The sequence below is a fragment of the Tumebacillus avium genome (genome assembly GCF_002162355.1).
Lineage (GTDB): Bacteria > Bacillota > Bacilli > Tumebacillales > Tumebacillaceae > Tumebacillus_A > Tumebacillus_A avium.
The window spans coordinates 4,345,216-4,360,266 of sequence record NZ_CP021434.1; the positions used below are offsets into that span (position 1 = coordinate 4,345,216).

Annotated in this window: 16 protein-coding genes and 1 pseudogene; 1 reads left to right on the forward strand and 16 read right to left on the reverse strand. The window is 57.5% G+C overall.

The window, feature by feature from the left end; all coding sequences use genetic code 11:
* Window positions 1-86 precede the first annotated feature (86 nt).
* The 14 genes and pseudogenes from CBW65_RS20080 to CBW65_RS20145 all read right to left on the reverse strand — a co-directional run bounded on the left by CBW65_RS20080 (window position 87) and on the right by CBW65_RS20145 (window position 12,107).
* Entirely contained in the window at window positions 87-959 is an 873-nt protein-coding gene (locus CBW65_RS20080) for a DUF1028 domain-containing protein (protein ID WP_087458358.1), read from the reverse strand.
* A gap of 25 nt (window positions 960-984) precedes the next feature.
* Window positions 985-2,601, reverse strand: a complete 1,617-nt coding sequence (locus CBW65_RS20085; RefSeq protein ID WP_087458359.1) for an acetate--CoA ligase — start codon at window positions 2,599-2,601, stop codon at window positions 985-987.
* A 129-nt stretch (window positions 2,602-2,730) separates the two neighbouring features.
* Window positions 2,731-3,003: an HU family DNA-binding protein gene (locus CBW65_RS20090; RefSeq protein WP_087458360.1), complete on the reverse strand. Its 273-nt coding sequence runs from the start codon at window positions 3,001-3,003 to the stop codon at window positions 2,731-2,733.
* 219 nt (window positions 3,004-3,222) lie between these two features.
* Window positions 3,223-4,701, reverse strand: coding sequence for a stage IV sporulation protein A (spoIVA, locus tag CBW65_RS20095; RefSeq protein WP_087458361.1), 1,479 nt, complete (start codon window positions 4,699-4,701; stop codon window positions 3,223-3,225).
* Between the two features lie 324 nt (window positions 4,702-5,025).
* Window positions 5,026-5,856, reverse strand: coding sequence for a lipoate--protein ligase family protein (locus tag CBW65_RS20100; protein ID WP_087458362.1), 831 nt, complete (start codon window positions 5,854-5,856; stop codon window positions 5,026-5,028).
* Window positions 5,857-5,866: 10 nt separating this feature from the next.
* Window positions 5,867-6,250, reverse strand: coding sequence for a glycine cleavage system protein GcvH (gene gcvH / locus CBW65_RS20105; protein ID WP_087458363.1), 384 nt, complete (start codon window positions 6,248-6,250; stop codon window positions 5,867-5,869).
* Between the two features lie 80 nt (window positions 6,251-6,330).
* Complete coding sequence (locus tag CBW65_RS20110) at window positions 6,331-7,374, reverse strand: NAD(P)H-dependent glycerol-3-phosphate dehydrogenase (protein WP_408646512.1); 1,044 nt, start codon at window positions 7,372-7,374, stop codon at window positions 6,331-6,333.
* Between the two features lie 10 nt (window positions 7,375-7,384).
* Complete coding sequence (plsY, locus tag CBW65_RS20115; protein WP_087458365.1) at window positions 7,385-7,975, reverse strand: glycerol-3-phosphate 1-O-acyltransferase PlsY; 591 nt, start codon at window positions 7,973-7,975, stop codon at window positions 7,385-7,387.
* Window positions 7,976-8,011: 36 nt separating this feature from the next.
* Window positions 8,012-9,339: pseudogene (gene der, locus CBW65_RS20120) on the reverse strand (ribosome biogenesis GTPase Der).
* A 75-nt stretch (window positions 9,340-9,414) separates the two neighbouring features.
* The gene (locus CBW65_RS20125) at window positions 9,415-9,900 is read right to left on the reverse strand and encodes a DUF3189 family protein (protein WP_087458366.1); all 486 of its coding nucleotides are present in this window, start codon (window positions 9,898-9,900) and stop codon (window positions 9,415-9,417) included.
* Between the two features lie 3 nt (window positions 9,901-9,903).
* On the reverse strand, window positions 9,904-10,353 hold the full coding sequence (locus CBW65_RS20130) for a DUF3189 family protein (RefSeq protein ID WP_087458367.1): 450 nt from the start codon (window positions 10,351-10,353) through the stop codon (window positions 9,904-9,906).
* On the reverse strand, window positions 10,353-10,541 hold the full coding sequence (locus CBW65_RS20135; RefSeq protein WP_232463380.1) for a capping complex subunit for YIEGIA: 189 nt from the start codon (window positions 10,539-10,541) through the stop codon (window positions 10,353-10,355). Before CBW65_RS20135 ends, CBW65_RS20130 begins: the two co-directional genes overlap by 1 nt.
* Before the next feature lie 23 nt (window positions 10,542-10,564).
* Entirely contained in the window at window positions 10,565-11,455 is an 891-nt protein-coding gene (locus CBW65_RS20140) for a YIEGIA family protein (protein ID WP_087458368.1), read from the reverse strand.
* Window positions 11,448-12,107, reverse strand: coding sequence for a hypothetical protein (locus CBW65_RS20145; protein ID WP_087458369.1), 660 nt, complete (start codon window positions 12,105-12,107; stop codon window positions 11,448-11,450). The genes CBW65_RS20140 and CBW65_RS20145 overlap by 8 nt, the downstream gene beginning before the upstream one ends.
* A gap of 322 nt (window positions 12,108-12,429) precedes the next feature.
* Here CBW65_RS20145 and CBW65_RS20150 point away from each other — a divergent pair, with 322 nt between their 5' ends.
* Window positions 12,430-13,092 carry an HAD family hydrolase gene (locus CBW65_RS20150; protein WP_087458370.1) on the forward strand — a complete coding sequence of 221 codons (663 nt, stop codon included), beginning with the start codon at window positions 12,430-12,432 and terminating at the stop codon, window positions 13,090-13,092.
* Window positions 13,093-13,253: 161 nt separating this feature from the next.
* On the opposite strand, the gene CBW65_RS20155 is transcribed toward CBW65_RS20150, so the two are convergent.
* Window positions 13,254-13,961 (reverse strand): DUF1028 domain-containing protein, encoded by a 708-nt coding sequence (locus tag CBW65_RS20155; RefSeq protein WP_232463381.1) that lies wholly within the window; start codon window positions 13,959-13,961, stop codon window positions 13,254-13,256.
* Between the two features lie 22 nt (window positions 13,962-13,983).
* The gene (gene fni / locus CBW65_RS20160; protein WP_087458371.1) at window positions 13,984-15,039 is read right to left on the reverse strand and encodes a type 2 isopentenyl-diphosphate Delta-isomerase; all 1,056 of its coding nucleotides are present in this window, start codon (window positions 15,037-15,039) and stop codon (window positions 13,984-13,986) included.
* Window positions 15,040-15,051 lie beyond the last annotated feature (12 nt).

The window sequence follows — 15,051 nt, forward strand, 5'->3', positions numbered from 1 at the left end:
TTTCCCGGATTGTATGCTCCTTTCATGATAACACAAGGGGAGCCTCTTCCCAAAATCGGCTCCCCTCACAGTACAACTATATGCGGTTATTTGGAGCGCATGAACTCCAAGATTTCCTCGTCGATCTGGCTGTCTTCCCGCCAGCGCGTGTCAAAATTTTCCACGGCGCAGTAGTCTTGCAGCGCTTTTCTCACCACGTCGTCGTAGCTGGTGTACCCACCGTCCGCTTTCAGGTAATCCATGCGGGTCAGGTGCTCGACCAGCTCGGACAGCACGTCGCCTTCGATCGGGCGCAATTTGTTCGGGTCGGTCTCGCCCATGTACAGGCGGTGCAGCTTCAACAGGCGCTTCAGTTCATACGTCGGCGACGCATGGTCGTCGACGCGCAGGTCAACATAGCGGTCGATGTGGCCGTCGTACGCGCCTTTCTCTTTCACGACATACAGGGCTGCCCCTTGCTTGCCGCGCTTGTCGCCGCCCGCTTCATCGCCTGCGATCAGGGCAGCCAGCAAGCGGTCAGCAAGATCGCCTTTTGCATACTGGAACGAGATCGCCATCGCGTCGAGCACTTCCGGACCGGCCAGCAGGTTGCCTTGGCAAGTGAAGCCTTGGCCGATGTGGTGGAACGCGAAGTCGTGGCACTTGATGCCCGTGAACGCCGCCGCATTGCCGTGGCGGTCGACGATGCCGACTTGGCGCCAGTCTTTGCCTTCATCGTTTTCCAAAAGCAGGTTGAGCGTCTCTTGCGCGGTCTTGCCTTCTGCGAGCAGTTGCAGACCGTTCGGGCCAAAACCGGTGTTGGCCCACGACTGCGTAGCCACCGCGCCGACGTTCGCCTGCGCCCACGGCACAATCGAGCCGACCGCTAAAAATTTCGATGCGACCGCCACGCCGATCTCCCCGGTCTTGGGGTCACAGGCGACGATGGAAAAGGTGTGGATCAGACGATCACTGCGCATGTTTGGTTCCTCCCATGTATCGCGTTTATTGCGATCTTTCTTTTTCCGCAGCGCGCAGTTCGACGCGGCGGATTTTGCCCGACGTGGTCTTCGGCAGGCTCTCCACGAATTCGATGGCGCGCGGATATTTATAAGGAGCTGTCAAGTTCTTGACGTGCTCTTGCAATTCTTTTACTTTCGCGTCAGACGCCTGTTCCGGGCGCTTGAGCACGACAAATGCTTTGACGATGTGACCGCGATCCGGGTCGGGCGAAGCGACCGCCGCGCACTCGGCAACGTCCGGGTGCTGCACCAGCGCGTCTTCCACTTCGAACGGCCCGATCGTGTAGCCCGAGGAAATGATGATGTCGTCGGCGCGGCCTTCGAACCAGATGTAGCCGTCTTCGTCGACTTTCCCTTGGTCGCCGGTGACGTACCAGTCGCCGCGGAAGGCACGAGCTGTACGCACTTCGTCGTTCAGGTAGCCTTGGAAGAGGATCGGCGCGTCTTTGTGCACGGCGATGTCGCCGACGGTGCCGTTTGGCACAACCTTGCCGTCTTCGTCGATGATCGAGACGTTGACGCCAGGCGACGGACGACCCATCGAGCCTGGACGCACATCAAGGCCGACAAAATTGCCGACGAGCAGCGAGTTCTCCGTCTGGCCGTAGCCGTCACGGACGGTGATGCCAAGGTGCTTCTGGAACGCGTCGATCACTTCACGGTTCAAGGGCTCCCCGGCGGAGCAGGCGCTGCGCAAGGCACGCGGCTTGAAGCGCTCCATGTTGTCGACTTTCGCCATCAAGCGGTATTCGGTCGGCGTCGAGCACAACACGGCGATCGGGTGCTTGGCGAGCAGGTTGAGATAGGTCTCCGGGTTGAAGCGTCCGGCGTAGACGAAGGCGGTGCCGCCTTTGCCGAGGATCGAGACAAACGGGCTCCAGATCCATTTCGCCCAGCCCGGCCCAGCCGTCGCCCAGGCCATTTCGCCCGGCTGCACGTCAAACCAGTACGTGGCCGAGATCTTCTGGTGCGCATACGGCCAGGCGTGCGTGTGAATAACGCCTTTCGGGCCGCCGGTGGTGCCTGATGTATAAGACAGGAAAGCCATTTCATCGGAGGAAGTCTCGACCGCTGTGTATTCCGTAGATTCATCAGCGACAAGCGTTTCGTAAGACGTCCAGCCCGCTTTTTCACTGCCGACGATCACAAAGGTGGTCAGGGTCGGGCACTGTTCACGGACGTGGTCGACTTCGGAGGTGATGTCGCCAAAGGCGATCACCGCTTTCGCTCCGGCGTGGTTGGCACGGTATTCGATATCTTTCGGTCGCAGCATCTCCGAGCCCGGCATGACGACGGTGCCTGATTTGATCAGGCCAAGGTAGACGATATAGGCTTCCAGCGAGCGCGGCAGCAGCACGATCACGCGGTCGCCTTGGGTCAGGCCGATCTTTTGCAATGCGTTGGCCCATTGGTTTGAAGCCGCTTTCAATTTTCCGTATGTAAGCTGCAAAACATCGCCGGCTTCGTTCTCCCAATGCACGGCGAGCTGATCTCGATGCTCGGTCGCGTAGTCGTCCACTTGCTGGGCGAAGTTGTACGTCTGCGGCACATCTAAGCTGAAGGCTTTCACTTGCTGTTCGTATGCTTGATCAATCGTCATGCTGCTAACCTCCTCGATGCTGTTGAATCGTTTACTCACGTACCAATACTTCCACGATTTGCGTGAACATTCCTGCAAAATTGCAATAAAAAAGAGCCTCTTCTCTGCGAGACTCTTTTTGTATGTATATTACTTGATGGAATCTTTGAATTGCTTGCCCGGTTTGAATGCCGGAACCTTTGCAGCAGCGATATCGATCTCTTCACCGGTTTGCGGGTTGCGACCTTTGCGAGCGGAACGCTCACGGACTTCGAAGTTACCGAAGCCGATCAGTTGCACCTTATCACCAGTTGCCAGTGCTTCTACAATACCGTCGAATACTGCGTCTACTGCGCTCGCAGCATCCTTCTTGGAGAGGTCCGCCTTTTCGGCTACGAGGTTGACCAGATCCGTCTTGTTCATGACCTATTACACCTCCTCTGCATATTACCTTTGTAAGCAAGAAAACGCGATTCTATACGTGTCTGCCAAAGGTTTCTATCAGAATCTATGGGTCATTATATGGCATGTTTTATCAAATGTCTAGTTTCGTCTTCAGTATCGGGACTTTTGACTCATTTTATACCCCTTGGAAACAACAAAGGAGCACAGAATGTCCTGTGCTCCCAAGTGTTTTTTTGATTAAAGAATGATGGCAATCAGTCCGCCGCTGCCTTCGTTGATGATGCGTTCCAGGGTTTCTTTCAGCTTATACTGCGCGTTTTCCGGCATCATCGACAGTTTGGCCGAGATGCCTTCGCGCACGATCGCAGCGAGCGATTTGCCGAAGATATCGGAATCCCAGATCTTGAGCGGATCTTCTTCGAAGTCCTGCATCAGGTAGCGCACGAGCTCTTCGGACTGCTTCTCGGTGCCGACGATCGGAGCAAATTCGCTCTCGACATCGACGCGGATCATGTGGATCGACGGAGCAGTCGCCTTCAGGCGCACTCCGAAGCGGGAGCCTTGACGGATCAGTTCCGGCTCGTCGAGCGTCATTTCTTCCAGCACCGGCGGCGCGATTCCGTAGCCGGTCAAGCGCACCATGCGCAGCGCTTCGGCCACTTTGTCGTATTCGCGTTTCGCGAAGGTGAAGTCTTTCATCAGCTGCAGCAGGTGGTCTTTGCCGCGGATCTCCACGCCAACCACTTCGGTCAGCACTTGATCGTACAGCTCATCGGGCGCGATCAGGTCGATATCGGCCACGCCGTGGCCCATATCCATGTTCGCCAGCGCCGCGCGGGAGACGAACTCGAATTCGCCGAAGTGCGCGACCACACGGTCGATGTCGCGCAGGCGGCGGATGTCTTTCACCGTCTCGCGGACACACTCTTCAAAGTTGGAGCGCAGCCAGTGTTCCTGGTCGAGCACCATCACCCAGCTCGGGAGGTTGACGTTGACTTCATGCACGGGGAACTCGTAGAGAGCTTCGCGCAGGACGTTCATGATGTCTTCCTGACGCATTGCCTGCACCGACAGTGCGATGACCGGCTGGTCGTATTTTTCCATCAGCTCTTGGCGCAGTGCTTCTGCACGCTCAGAGTGCGGTTCAGTCGAGTTGATGACGATCACAAACGGTTTGCCCATCTCTTTCAGTTCTGCGATGACGCGCTCTTCCGCTTCGATATAGGAATCGCGGTCGATCTCTGCAATCGAGCCGTCGGTGGTGACGACCAGACCGATCGTGGAGTGATCAGCGATGACTTTGCGCGTGCCGACTTCTGCCGCTTCCTGGAACGGAATCGGTTCGTCGAACCACGGCGTGCTGACCATGCGCGGGCCGTTTTCATCTTCGTAGCCGCGTGCGCCTTCGACGCAGTAGCCTACGCAGTCCACAAGGCGGACGTTGATGTCCAGACCTTCTGCGACACCGATTTCCACCGCTTGGTTCGGGATGAACTTCGGCTCGGTGGTCATGATGGTCTTTCCGGCAGCCGATTGCGGCAACTCGTCAGTAGCGCGTACGCGGTCCGCCTCTTCCTTGATGTTCGGAAGGACGATCAGCTCCATAAACTTCTTGATAAAAGTAGATTTCCCCGTACGGACAGGGCCCACGACACCCAGATAGATGTCGCCTCCGGTCCGTTCCGCGATGTCTTTGAAAATGTCGAACTTTTCCACTCTGTTCCCTCCTTATTCTGATCGGCGTTGACTCTGTACGCGAAACCCCGTGAGCCGATCCCTCCCCTTGAAAGGCGAATACGGCATCTATCAAAGCCGAAACTCAAACTCTCCCAATTGGACAGTACATGTATATGACCCGGGAACGAGATTATGCTGATCAGGCTCCGCTATTTTGTCCAACCCGCTTGGGATGTGCTATGGTTCTACTCTATGACGCCTTTTTGAGAAGTAGAACAAGCCCCCGCATTTCCTTTGAGACTTTTCATTTCATAAAAAAAGACATCCGGGAAGATTGCCTCCCGAATGTCATGATATGTCAGGTTATTTTTTATAATTCCACGAATCTGCGCCATATTTTTCACGCACCAGCTGCTCGGCCAGCTCCTGCTCAAACGGAGTCAGCCCCGCCGCTTCCAGCTTCACGCCCAGCCCGCGCGCGAAACCGGCGGTGAACGCTTCCACAGCACGGTCGTAGGAAATCACTTCGCCTGAGAAGTCTTTGATCGACACGGCGCGCTCTTTGAACGTCTCCATCATCCGCTCGCGGATGCGCTCGGAGGAAAAGGTCAGCACAGAGAACAACAGCTCCGCGTCGAGATCTAAGAGAATCGAGCCGTGCTGCAGGATCGTGTGCAGCTGCCGCACCTGGGCGCTGCCGACGACTTTGCGGCCTTCGACGACCAGCTCATACCAGGACGGCGAATCGAAGCAGGCTGCCGAGCCCATCGACTCGAACTTCTTCTTCTCCTCTTCGTCGGCGAGCGAGACCATCTCAGCATTCAGGCCCAGTTCGCGGAACCCTTCGAGCAGCCCCATCGACAGCACGCGGTAGCTTTCATTGACCGAGGAAGGCATCATCGGATGCGACTCCGAGACGATCACCGAGTAGGTCAGCTCCTGGTCATGCAGCACCGCGCGCCCGCCGGTCGGACGGCGCACAAAGCCGAGGCCTTTTTCTTTTAATGCGTCAAAATTGACCTCTTTCGCCGACCGCTGAAAATAGCCGATCGAAAGAGTTGCCGGGTCCCAGCCAAAAAAACGAATAGTCGGAGGCACAAGCCCCCGACTATGTGCGTTTAGAATGGCTTCATCGACCGCCATGTTCCAGGCGGGACCCGAGAATCCGGTATTCAAAACGCGCCACGTTTCCATTGCAGTGCGCCTACTTGGAGATCAGCGCGGTGTACTCGTCAGCAGACAACAGGTTGTCCAGCTCCGAAGCATCCGTCAGTTCCACAACCAGCATCCAAGCGTCGCCGTACGGAGATTCGTTGACTTTCTCCGGCGCGTCGTTCAGTGCAGCGTTGATTTCCACGATCTTTCCGGAAACCGGCGCGTACAGGTCAGATACGGTCTTCACAGACTCAACGGTGCCAAACGTAGCGTTCATCGTAATTTCGCCGCCGTCTTCCGGCAGTTCAACAAATACGATGTCGCCAAGCTCGGACTGTGCAAAATCGGTGATCCCGATGTATGCGCGGTTGCCGTCAACGCGTACCCATTCGTGTTCTTTGCTATACTTCAAATCGCTTGGTACGTTGCTCACAATGATTCCTCCCTGCACCTTCAAAAAAAGTTTCCAAACTATCGCCTATTGTACCAGAAGATACCTCGATCTCACAACACTTAGGATTCCCAAGTCAAAGGCACCGCTGCCGCCACTTCTTCCATCTCATGGATGCGGCGGCGGCCCATCAGGTCTTCCACCGCCACGCGCGGCGACTTGCCTTCGAACAGCAGGTTGTAGAGCGCAGCGGTGATCGGCATCTCAACGCCGGTCTCCGCCGCGATCTTGTACGCTGCTTTCGTCGCGCGCACGCCTTCGACGACCATGCCCATCTGATCGAGCACTTCCTGCAGGCTCTTGCCTTGTCCAAGCGCATAACCGGCCCGGTAATTGCGGCTGTGCAGCGAGGTGCAGGTGGCGATCAGGTCGCCGACCCCGGCCAGACCGGTCAAGGTCATCTGCGACGCGCCCATCGACACGCCCAGGCGCACGATCTCGGTGATGCCGCGCGTCATCAGCGCAGCCTTGGTGTTGTCCCCATAGCCGAGGCCGTCGGAGATGCCGGCGCCAAGCGCGATGATGTTCTTCAGCGCGCCGCCGATCTCCGTGCCGATGACATCCGGATTGGTGTAGACGCGGAAGTACGGCGTCATCAGCAGGTCCTGGAAGCCTTCTGCCGTGCGCTGACTGCGCGAGGCAGACACGACGGTGGTCGGAATGCGCCGCGACACCTCTTCGGCGTGTGAAGGGCCGGAGACGACGGCAAAGTGGCCCGGATCGATCTCCGCCAGCACCTCTTCCATCACCTGCGTCATCCGCTGACCGGTGTCGATATCAAAGCCTTTGGTCGCATGCGCGATGCGAACCTCCGGATGAAGGTGCGGACGCATGCTCTTCAGCGTTTCCCGAAACACCGAAGACGGAGTGACGACCAGCACCCACTTTTTGTCCCGTACCACTTCCGCTAAATCAGCAGATGCGCGAATCCCTTCATGGAGAGTCACATCCGGCAGATAGCGGCTGTTGGTATGTTCTTGGTTGATTTCATCTGCCTGCTCTTGACGGCGTGCATACAGGTCGACTTCGCACCCTTTGTCGGCCAAAACATTAGCCAGCGCCGTGCCGAAGCTCCCTGCCCCGATGACAGCTACATGTTGCATCAAGGGGTCCCCCTTACGTTTTCGCTCCCAGCTTGTTCTCTCTCCCGGAAACCAGCCGGCCGATGTTCGAACGGTGCCGCCACAGGGACAGCACAAACGCCGCTGACGTAAACCACACATATTCATGCGGCGCGTGCAGCAGATATGTGAACAAGGGCAGCAGTGCGGTGAACACCAGTGCGGCCAGCGACACATAGCGCCACCAGTACAGCACCACCAGCCCGACCACAGCGGCGATCAGCGCGGGAACCGGCACCAGAGCCAGCACCGCGCCGAGCGTCGTCGCGATCCCCTTCCCGCCTCGAAAGCGGAAGAAGACCGGCCAGTTGTGGCCGAGGATGACGGCGATCGCCGCACCTGCGACAAACAGTTCCGGCACCCCTTGCCACTTGGCGATCAGGACGGCGAGGACGGCCTTGAGCGCGTCCAGAAGCAGCACGACTCCGGCCAGCTTCGGCCCGAGCACGCGCATCGTGTTGGTCGCCCCGGCATTGCCGGAGCCATGCTCGCGGATGTCGATCCCCGCGACTTTTTTCGTCAGAAGGGTCGATGTGGAGATCGACCCGAGCAGATAGGCAGTCAACATGACAAGTAAGGCTGCCACATTCTCTCCCCCGTTTCCCCTCTTGCTCTCCCGGTGTTAGTCTTTCTCTTCCTTCTTCCGCTTTCTCACAAACAGCTTGATCGGCGTTCCTTCAAAACCAAAAGCGGCACGCAGCTTGTTCTCCAGATAGCGTTCATACGAGAAGTGCATCAGTTCAGGATCGTTGACAAAGACCGCAAACGAAGGCGGGCGAACCGCGACCTGCGTCGTGTAGTAGACGCGGCACTTTTTGCCTTTGTCGGTCGGCGGCGGGATCATCGTCACGGCGTCTTCGATGATCGAGTTGACCGTCGAAGTCGGAATCCGCATCGAATGGTTCTCCGAAGCCTGCTTGACCATGCCGAGGATCTTATGTACCCGCTGTTTCGTCTTCGCCGAAACGAACAATACCTCCGCCCACGGCATGAACGGAAACTCCTTGCGAATCTGCTTTTCAAATTCGATGGCGGTCTTGTCGTTTTTCTCGATGACGTCCCATTTGTTAACGATGATGATGATCGCGCGGCCCGCTTCCAGCGCGTAACCGACGATCTTCTTGTCCTGCTCGATGATGCCTTCCTCCGCGTTGATGACCAGGCAGCAAACATCGCTGCGCTCGATCGCCGACATGGCGCGCATCACCGAATAGCGCTCCGTGTTCTCATACACCTTGCCGCGCTTGCGCATCCCGGCGGTGTCGATCAGGACGAAGTCCTGGTCGTCATACTTGAACTCGGTGTCGACCGCATCGCGGGTCGTGCCGGCGATCTCGGAGACCATGACGCGCTCTTCGCCGAGCAGGGCGTTGACGAGCGATGATTTGCCGACGTTCGGACGGCCGATCATCGACACTTTGATCACATCTTCCGGATAGTTGGCATCGTAGTCCTCCGGGAAGTTCTTCGCGACTTCATCCAGCATGTCGCCAAGGCCCGTCCCGTGTGAAGTGGAGATGCCAAACGGCTCGCCAAAGCCGAGCTCGTAAAAGTCATAGACAGATTGCATCATGTTGGGGTTGTCCAATTTATTGACCGCGAGCACGATTGGCTTTCTCGTGCGGTACAAAATCTGCGCCACTTCTTTGTCGGCGTTGGTTACCCCGTCTTGTCCGTCAACAAGGAAGATGATCACGTCCGCTTCGTTCATCGCCAGCTCCGCCTGTTCGCGGATGCGGAAAAGGATCTCGTCTTCTTCTCCGACTTCGATCCCGCCTGTATCAATCATACGAAACTTATGCTCCAACCATTCCGAACTCGCATAAATTCGGTCGCGGGTAATCCCTGGTTTGTCCTCGACGATGGAGATGCGCTCCCCGCGAGACGGTTAAACAAAGTGGATTTCCCGACGTTCGGCCGGCCTACAATCGCAACCACTGGTGTTGGCATGGCAAAATCCCTGCCTTTCTTTGATTCTTTAGCGTTAGCCCAGTTTACTATTATCCTCTAATAAAGATTGGTAAGTCAACCGTTTCCGCCCAATCCCTCCATCCGCCGCCGTTCATCCGCTTTCACCTGCTCCACAAAACGGACCAGTTGCCAGTAGCTTTTGCGGATGCCAAACGCCGACAAGGGGCGTCCCCATCTGACCATTCCGTACCGCCGGGACACGGCCCCGCCGATTTTGGCGAGTGTGTTGATGTGCGGCAGCGCTTCATTGAAAAAGAGCTGCGACGTGTCGACAGCGAGGAGTTCGATCAGCGTGACGGCCGCCTGCTTGCTGCGTTTCGCATCCTTGCCGAGCCCCAGCGTGTACACCGCATTGCCCCATTCGTCCTGCCCTTTGAAAAAAAGCGTCCCGATCTGCCACGACTCCACCTTGTCATAATCGGCGAGATGAAGCACCTCCTGATGATTCGGCACGCGGTCGGCAGGCAGCCGTCCAAGGTGAATCGCAGCGGCGACAACGGAGGAATGGGCGCTGCCATAGCAGTGATAGATGACATGCACCGTTTATCCCCCCTGCCACTCCGACATCAAAACGGTCAAAAAAACGGCGTACTCCTGTACCGCCGCTTGGGCCAACAGCCTCCTGCTCTCCTCGCGCCGGCCTCGTTGTAGCAGTTTTTCTCCCCGCTTCCACCGGCGGCGCTTGGGCACCGGCACATAGCAAAAGGTGAAATCGGACTGCTTCTGGCGATACAGACTCAAAAAATGGCGCCATGTCCTGACCACGACCTCCGCCATACCGCCAAGGCCGCACCAGTACACCCGCTCCCCGCGCTCTTCGCCCAGCAAACACACCGTGCCGGGCCTTTGCCCATGACCGCTGTATCCGGCCAAAAACTTTTCGAGGAACGCCTTATCGGGCAGCACGTCCTCCGGCAGCAGCTTCAGGCGGATCGCCGCCGTCAGCATCGCGGCGACCCCCTCGCCGTCGTCGTAGTAGACGCGGTGTTTCATCAGTGCTTCACCAAAATCATCGTGCCGGGCCGAATCTCGTGCGCCATGGCGTCGAGGATCTTCTCCAGATACAGCGAGGTCTTTTGCAGTTCCTCGTCATCCTGACAGAAAAAGATCGGCCCGGAGCCGCCGACGCTGTCCTTGTTCGTGGTGCAGACGGCGAGGATGAAATTGTTCACTGTCGACATGGGAGCGTGCGCCTCCTTTCAAGTTACAGCTGGCGGTCCGGCTTGACGTCCGCTTTCAGCGGTTTGCGATACGAATTTTCCAAGACCGGCACCCGCTCGATGATCTCGCGGGCCTTCACCGGGTCACGGTCCATCGGCAACAAGAACAACGCGAGCCGTCCCGAGTTCAGATCCCGCTTCGACAGCGGCACCAGCGACGGTTCCCCCGAGTCGCGATAGACGCCAAGGATCGTCGAGACATCGTGCAGGATCGCCTGACGCTGCCCGAGGTTGCCAAGCGAAACGGTGCCATTGGCGTTCTTCGGTTCGAGGATAAAGCCCATCCCGTTTTTCAAAATCCGCTGCTGCGTGTCCTTCAGTCCGGAGTTATAGATCAAGATGTCATCCACAAACAGATTCGGCCCGTCAAACGTCACCTTGGCCTCCTTGATGTTCACGATCGCAGCCAGCGTTTTACCCGACATGAACCAAGACGACAGCCAAATGCAGATTAGACCGATGACGATCCCGCCCCACCAGTAAAAAAAGTGTGTGGCCAGCGCCGAGAAAAACGCGGTGCCGATCACGAGGTAGTTGCGGCCTTCAAACGCCATCGCGATCCCTTCAATATACGTTGTGCCCCGAGGTACCAGTTCCAGCGCATCGACGTTGGTCAGCATCTGGCGCTCCATGTTGCGCACGTCCCGAAACTGCTGGGCGGCCAGCGCCAGAAACGTCACGGCGGTGTAGTCCCTTTTCAACAGCGTGGCGACCAGCACCGCGCCGAGCCCAGAGGCGATCACGCCCAGCGCGATGTGAATGATCACGCCGTGCGGATAGGTCGGATATTGCCGATAGTCGGTCTTCAGCAAATTGAGGCGGCAGGCGACGCCGCACAATGCGCCGATCAAAATGATCAGCGTGTACTCATGCATGTTCCGGGCCTCCTTCCGACTCCGAGCGCCGTTCGCGCCAGCCCTTCACAAGGCCCAGCACATAGTTGGCGCCTGTGTGGTACAGCCCGTGAACGGCCAGCACGCCCGCGCCGGTCAGGGCCAGCATGTCGCGAATGTCGCCGCCGCCAAACACGGTGCCGTGCAAATCGAAGGCGAGGTGTAAAAACGGGTCGATGCTGGCGGCGGCCATCAGGCCGACCCAGGCGATCGACAGAGCGACAAACGGGCGTTTGACGCTGAGAACCGAGATGATGAGCGCCGTAAACGGGTACAGCACATCGGCATCAAAAATAAAAAAGGCAGGATCGAGCGGCACCAGCGTCATCAGCACAAGCAGTGCGACGGCGACGGTCAGTACGCCGAGCAGGTATTGCAAGCGGTGCTGCCAGGTCTTGAACAGGGTCAGCGACCAGAGCGTCAGGACGATCGGAAGCAAGATCCCTCCGAGATTCCAGCGAGATTCCAGCGGGCCATCAAACGCCAAGCCCGAAGCGAAGACGTACAGAATCAGCCCACAGGCTGCAAGTTTCGGCGACAGGCGTCCGTCGCGGAGTGACTTCTCTCCCCAGCCGGTCAGACAGAGGATCACAAACACGATCATGGTGATGTTGGAAACAACGCCCGGATTCACCCAAAGCCCCCCTTTCCAGGCACAAAAAAGGCAAAACAAACAGTATGCTGTCAGTTTTGCCTATCACTGGTGGGGGTATACCTTTGCAAGAAATGCCAAAAAAGCCCTATACCTTTGAGCGGCACAGGACTTTGATCAGGGAAGATCTATATGCAGCTTCGGGAACCAGGGACAAATCTGGCGGAAGCAAATCTAGCGTCGAATTTTGTAGAAATTTGACGCGCCACCAAACAGCGACAATTGGTAATATACCACGGTATAAAACCATCCGCAAGTCCCTTTTTTCGATATAATAAACAAAACGAAAGGTGGGAACATTCAGATGATACGCGCCATTCTCTTCGACCTCGACGAAACGCTCCTCGACCGTTCAGCTTCGCTGAAGAGCTTTCTCCAAGATCAATACACTCGCTATCTATTCTATTTCCGCGAGATTCCATTTGCCACCTTCCAAGCGCGATTTCTCACGCTTGACCAGCGTGGTTATGTCCACAAAAGCGTTGTCTACCGCCAACTCCTCGACGAATGGCACATCAAAGGTCTGACCTCTGATCAACTCCTCCACGACTACCGCACCCATTTCTCCAAGCATGCCACAGCCTTCTCAGGCTGTCATGAGGTGCTTATGCAACTCCGTGCCCAAGCCTACAAGCTCGGCATCATCACCAACGGCGAGACTGCCTTCCAGCAGCGCAATATGGAAGCCCTCGGGCTTCCAATCCTAGTCGACCAGATCCTCATCTCGGAGCAAGAGCAGCTCCGCAAGCCCGATCCAAAAATCTTCGAGCGAGCAGCAGCCCGACTCCATCTATCCCCCCAAGAGTGTCTCTTCGTCGGCGACCACCCCCGCAACGATATCGAAGGTGCCAGAAACGCCGGATTGACCACCGTCTGGTTCCCAAACGGCGTCGAGTGGCCCGATGACCTCCTCCGAGCCGACTACGAAATCACCGCCCTAACCGAACTAAAAAACGCCCTGCCTTAAAGCGACCAGGGCGCCTCCGGGGAGGGCGGGATATGCGGAGTGGTGAAATTGCAAGCTTCAACCCTTCCTCTAAAAAAGGTTTTACTCAATCAGGGGTTAAAGTTGCACCGTGAACCCGGAGCATGTCCCGCCCGGACCGCACCACCCAAGCAACACAGACGTCAGCTCTTCTCTTCACTTGGTTTTGCCGTACTGTCCAAAACAACCCCAGAACGAGTCGCATCAACCCACTCCTGATAGCTCGACAACAACCCATTCTTATGAATCTCATAAATACGCCGAAGCTCCTTCACCGGCTCCGAATGATCATCCACCCGCAGGTCAATATAAGGGAAATCCTCCGTATCCACAACCAACAAAGCTGCCGACTGTTTCCCCCGCTTATCCCCACCCGCATACTGCCCAGCTTCCAAAGCCTTCAGCAACCGTTCCGGAAAAGGAGCATTCGACCCGCTAAAAGCTGCAGCCGTCGCATGAACAACAGCCTCCCCGGTCAGCAAGTTGCCCTGCACCGCGAAGTTCTCATGAATCAGATGCGCCTTCCCGTCATTCACCTCAGAGCCTGTCCAAGCTGCACTCCGCCCGTACCGATCCACGATCCCCAACTGCCGATACTCCCGCCCCGGATCATGCATCAGCAGTTCCTGCAGCGCCTCTTCCGCCGACAGCCCATGCTCCAGCAAACGCAGCCCCTTCGGCCCCAGCGCCGGGTTCACACGCGCCTGCGTCGCCACCGCCCCAACGCCCGGCTTGGCAAACGGACACAGCGACCCAACCGCCAGCGCCTTCGTCGTGACCGCAATCCCAAAACGACCCGTCTCCGGGTCCCGCGCCACAATCGAAAACGTGTTCAGTTCAATCTCCGCCACACTCCATCCCTCCCTCGACGAGTTACAGCCCGCGCCGGGCCAGAGGTTCCAAAGCCACGCCGCGCAACTGGCACCACTGTGCAGTCTCCCCACGCACCATCACCGGCCGTTCCGCCAATTCCAGCACGCTCCTGCATCCTTGCAGCGTCACAATCGCCCGCAGCTCACTGTGCAGATGATCCATCATCTCCACCGCCTGCTCCACCCCAAGCTCCATCAGCGGCCGCAGCACCGCACCGGCCAGCCCCACAGCCTTCGCGCCCAAAGCCAAACATTTCGCAGCGTCATGCGCATTCTGCACACCGCCCGAGCCAATCAGATCAAACCTATGTAAAAACTCCTGCGCTTCCAACAGCGATACCGCCGTCGTCTGCCCCCAGCTCTCCATATGCTGAAACTGCAGACCACTCCGCCGCCGATTCTCAATCGCAACAAAATTCGTACCGCCCCGTCCGGCCACATCGACGACCTTCACGCCCGTCTCCGCCAGCACCCGAAACGTCTCAATACTCATCCCATTGCCTACTTCCTTGACGATCACAGGCACCCCGACGCCTTCCACGACCTGGCGAATCTTCTCCACCAGCCCGGAAAAACTGCGGTCCCCTTCCGGCATCGTCAACTCCTGCGCCACGTTCAAATGCAGATGGAGCAGATCAGCCCCAATCATCTCCACCGCCCGTTTCGCATCTTCCACCGTCGCCCCTGCTCCCAAATTGCCAATGATGATCCCGTCCGGATTCACGTCCCGCACAATCCGGTACGTCGAAACCAGCGCCGGGTCCTTCAAAGCGGCACGCTGCGAGCCAACCGCCATCGCGATCCCGCAATGCTTGGCCAATTCGGCCAGCTTCCCGTTGATCGCTTCCGTCGGCCCCGCTCCGCCGGTCATCGCATTAAGCAAAATCGGCGAACTGAGATCCAGTCCGCCGATGGAAGTTGCAAGGGAGACATCCGCAAGATCGCTCTCAGGCAAGGCGCGATGCACAAAACTCAGATCGGAAAAGCCCGTGCTCTCCGATATCGGCAGTTCCAATGCGTACCGCACATGATCTAACTTGCGCTGTTCAATCGACACAAGGTTCCCTCG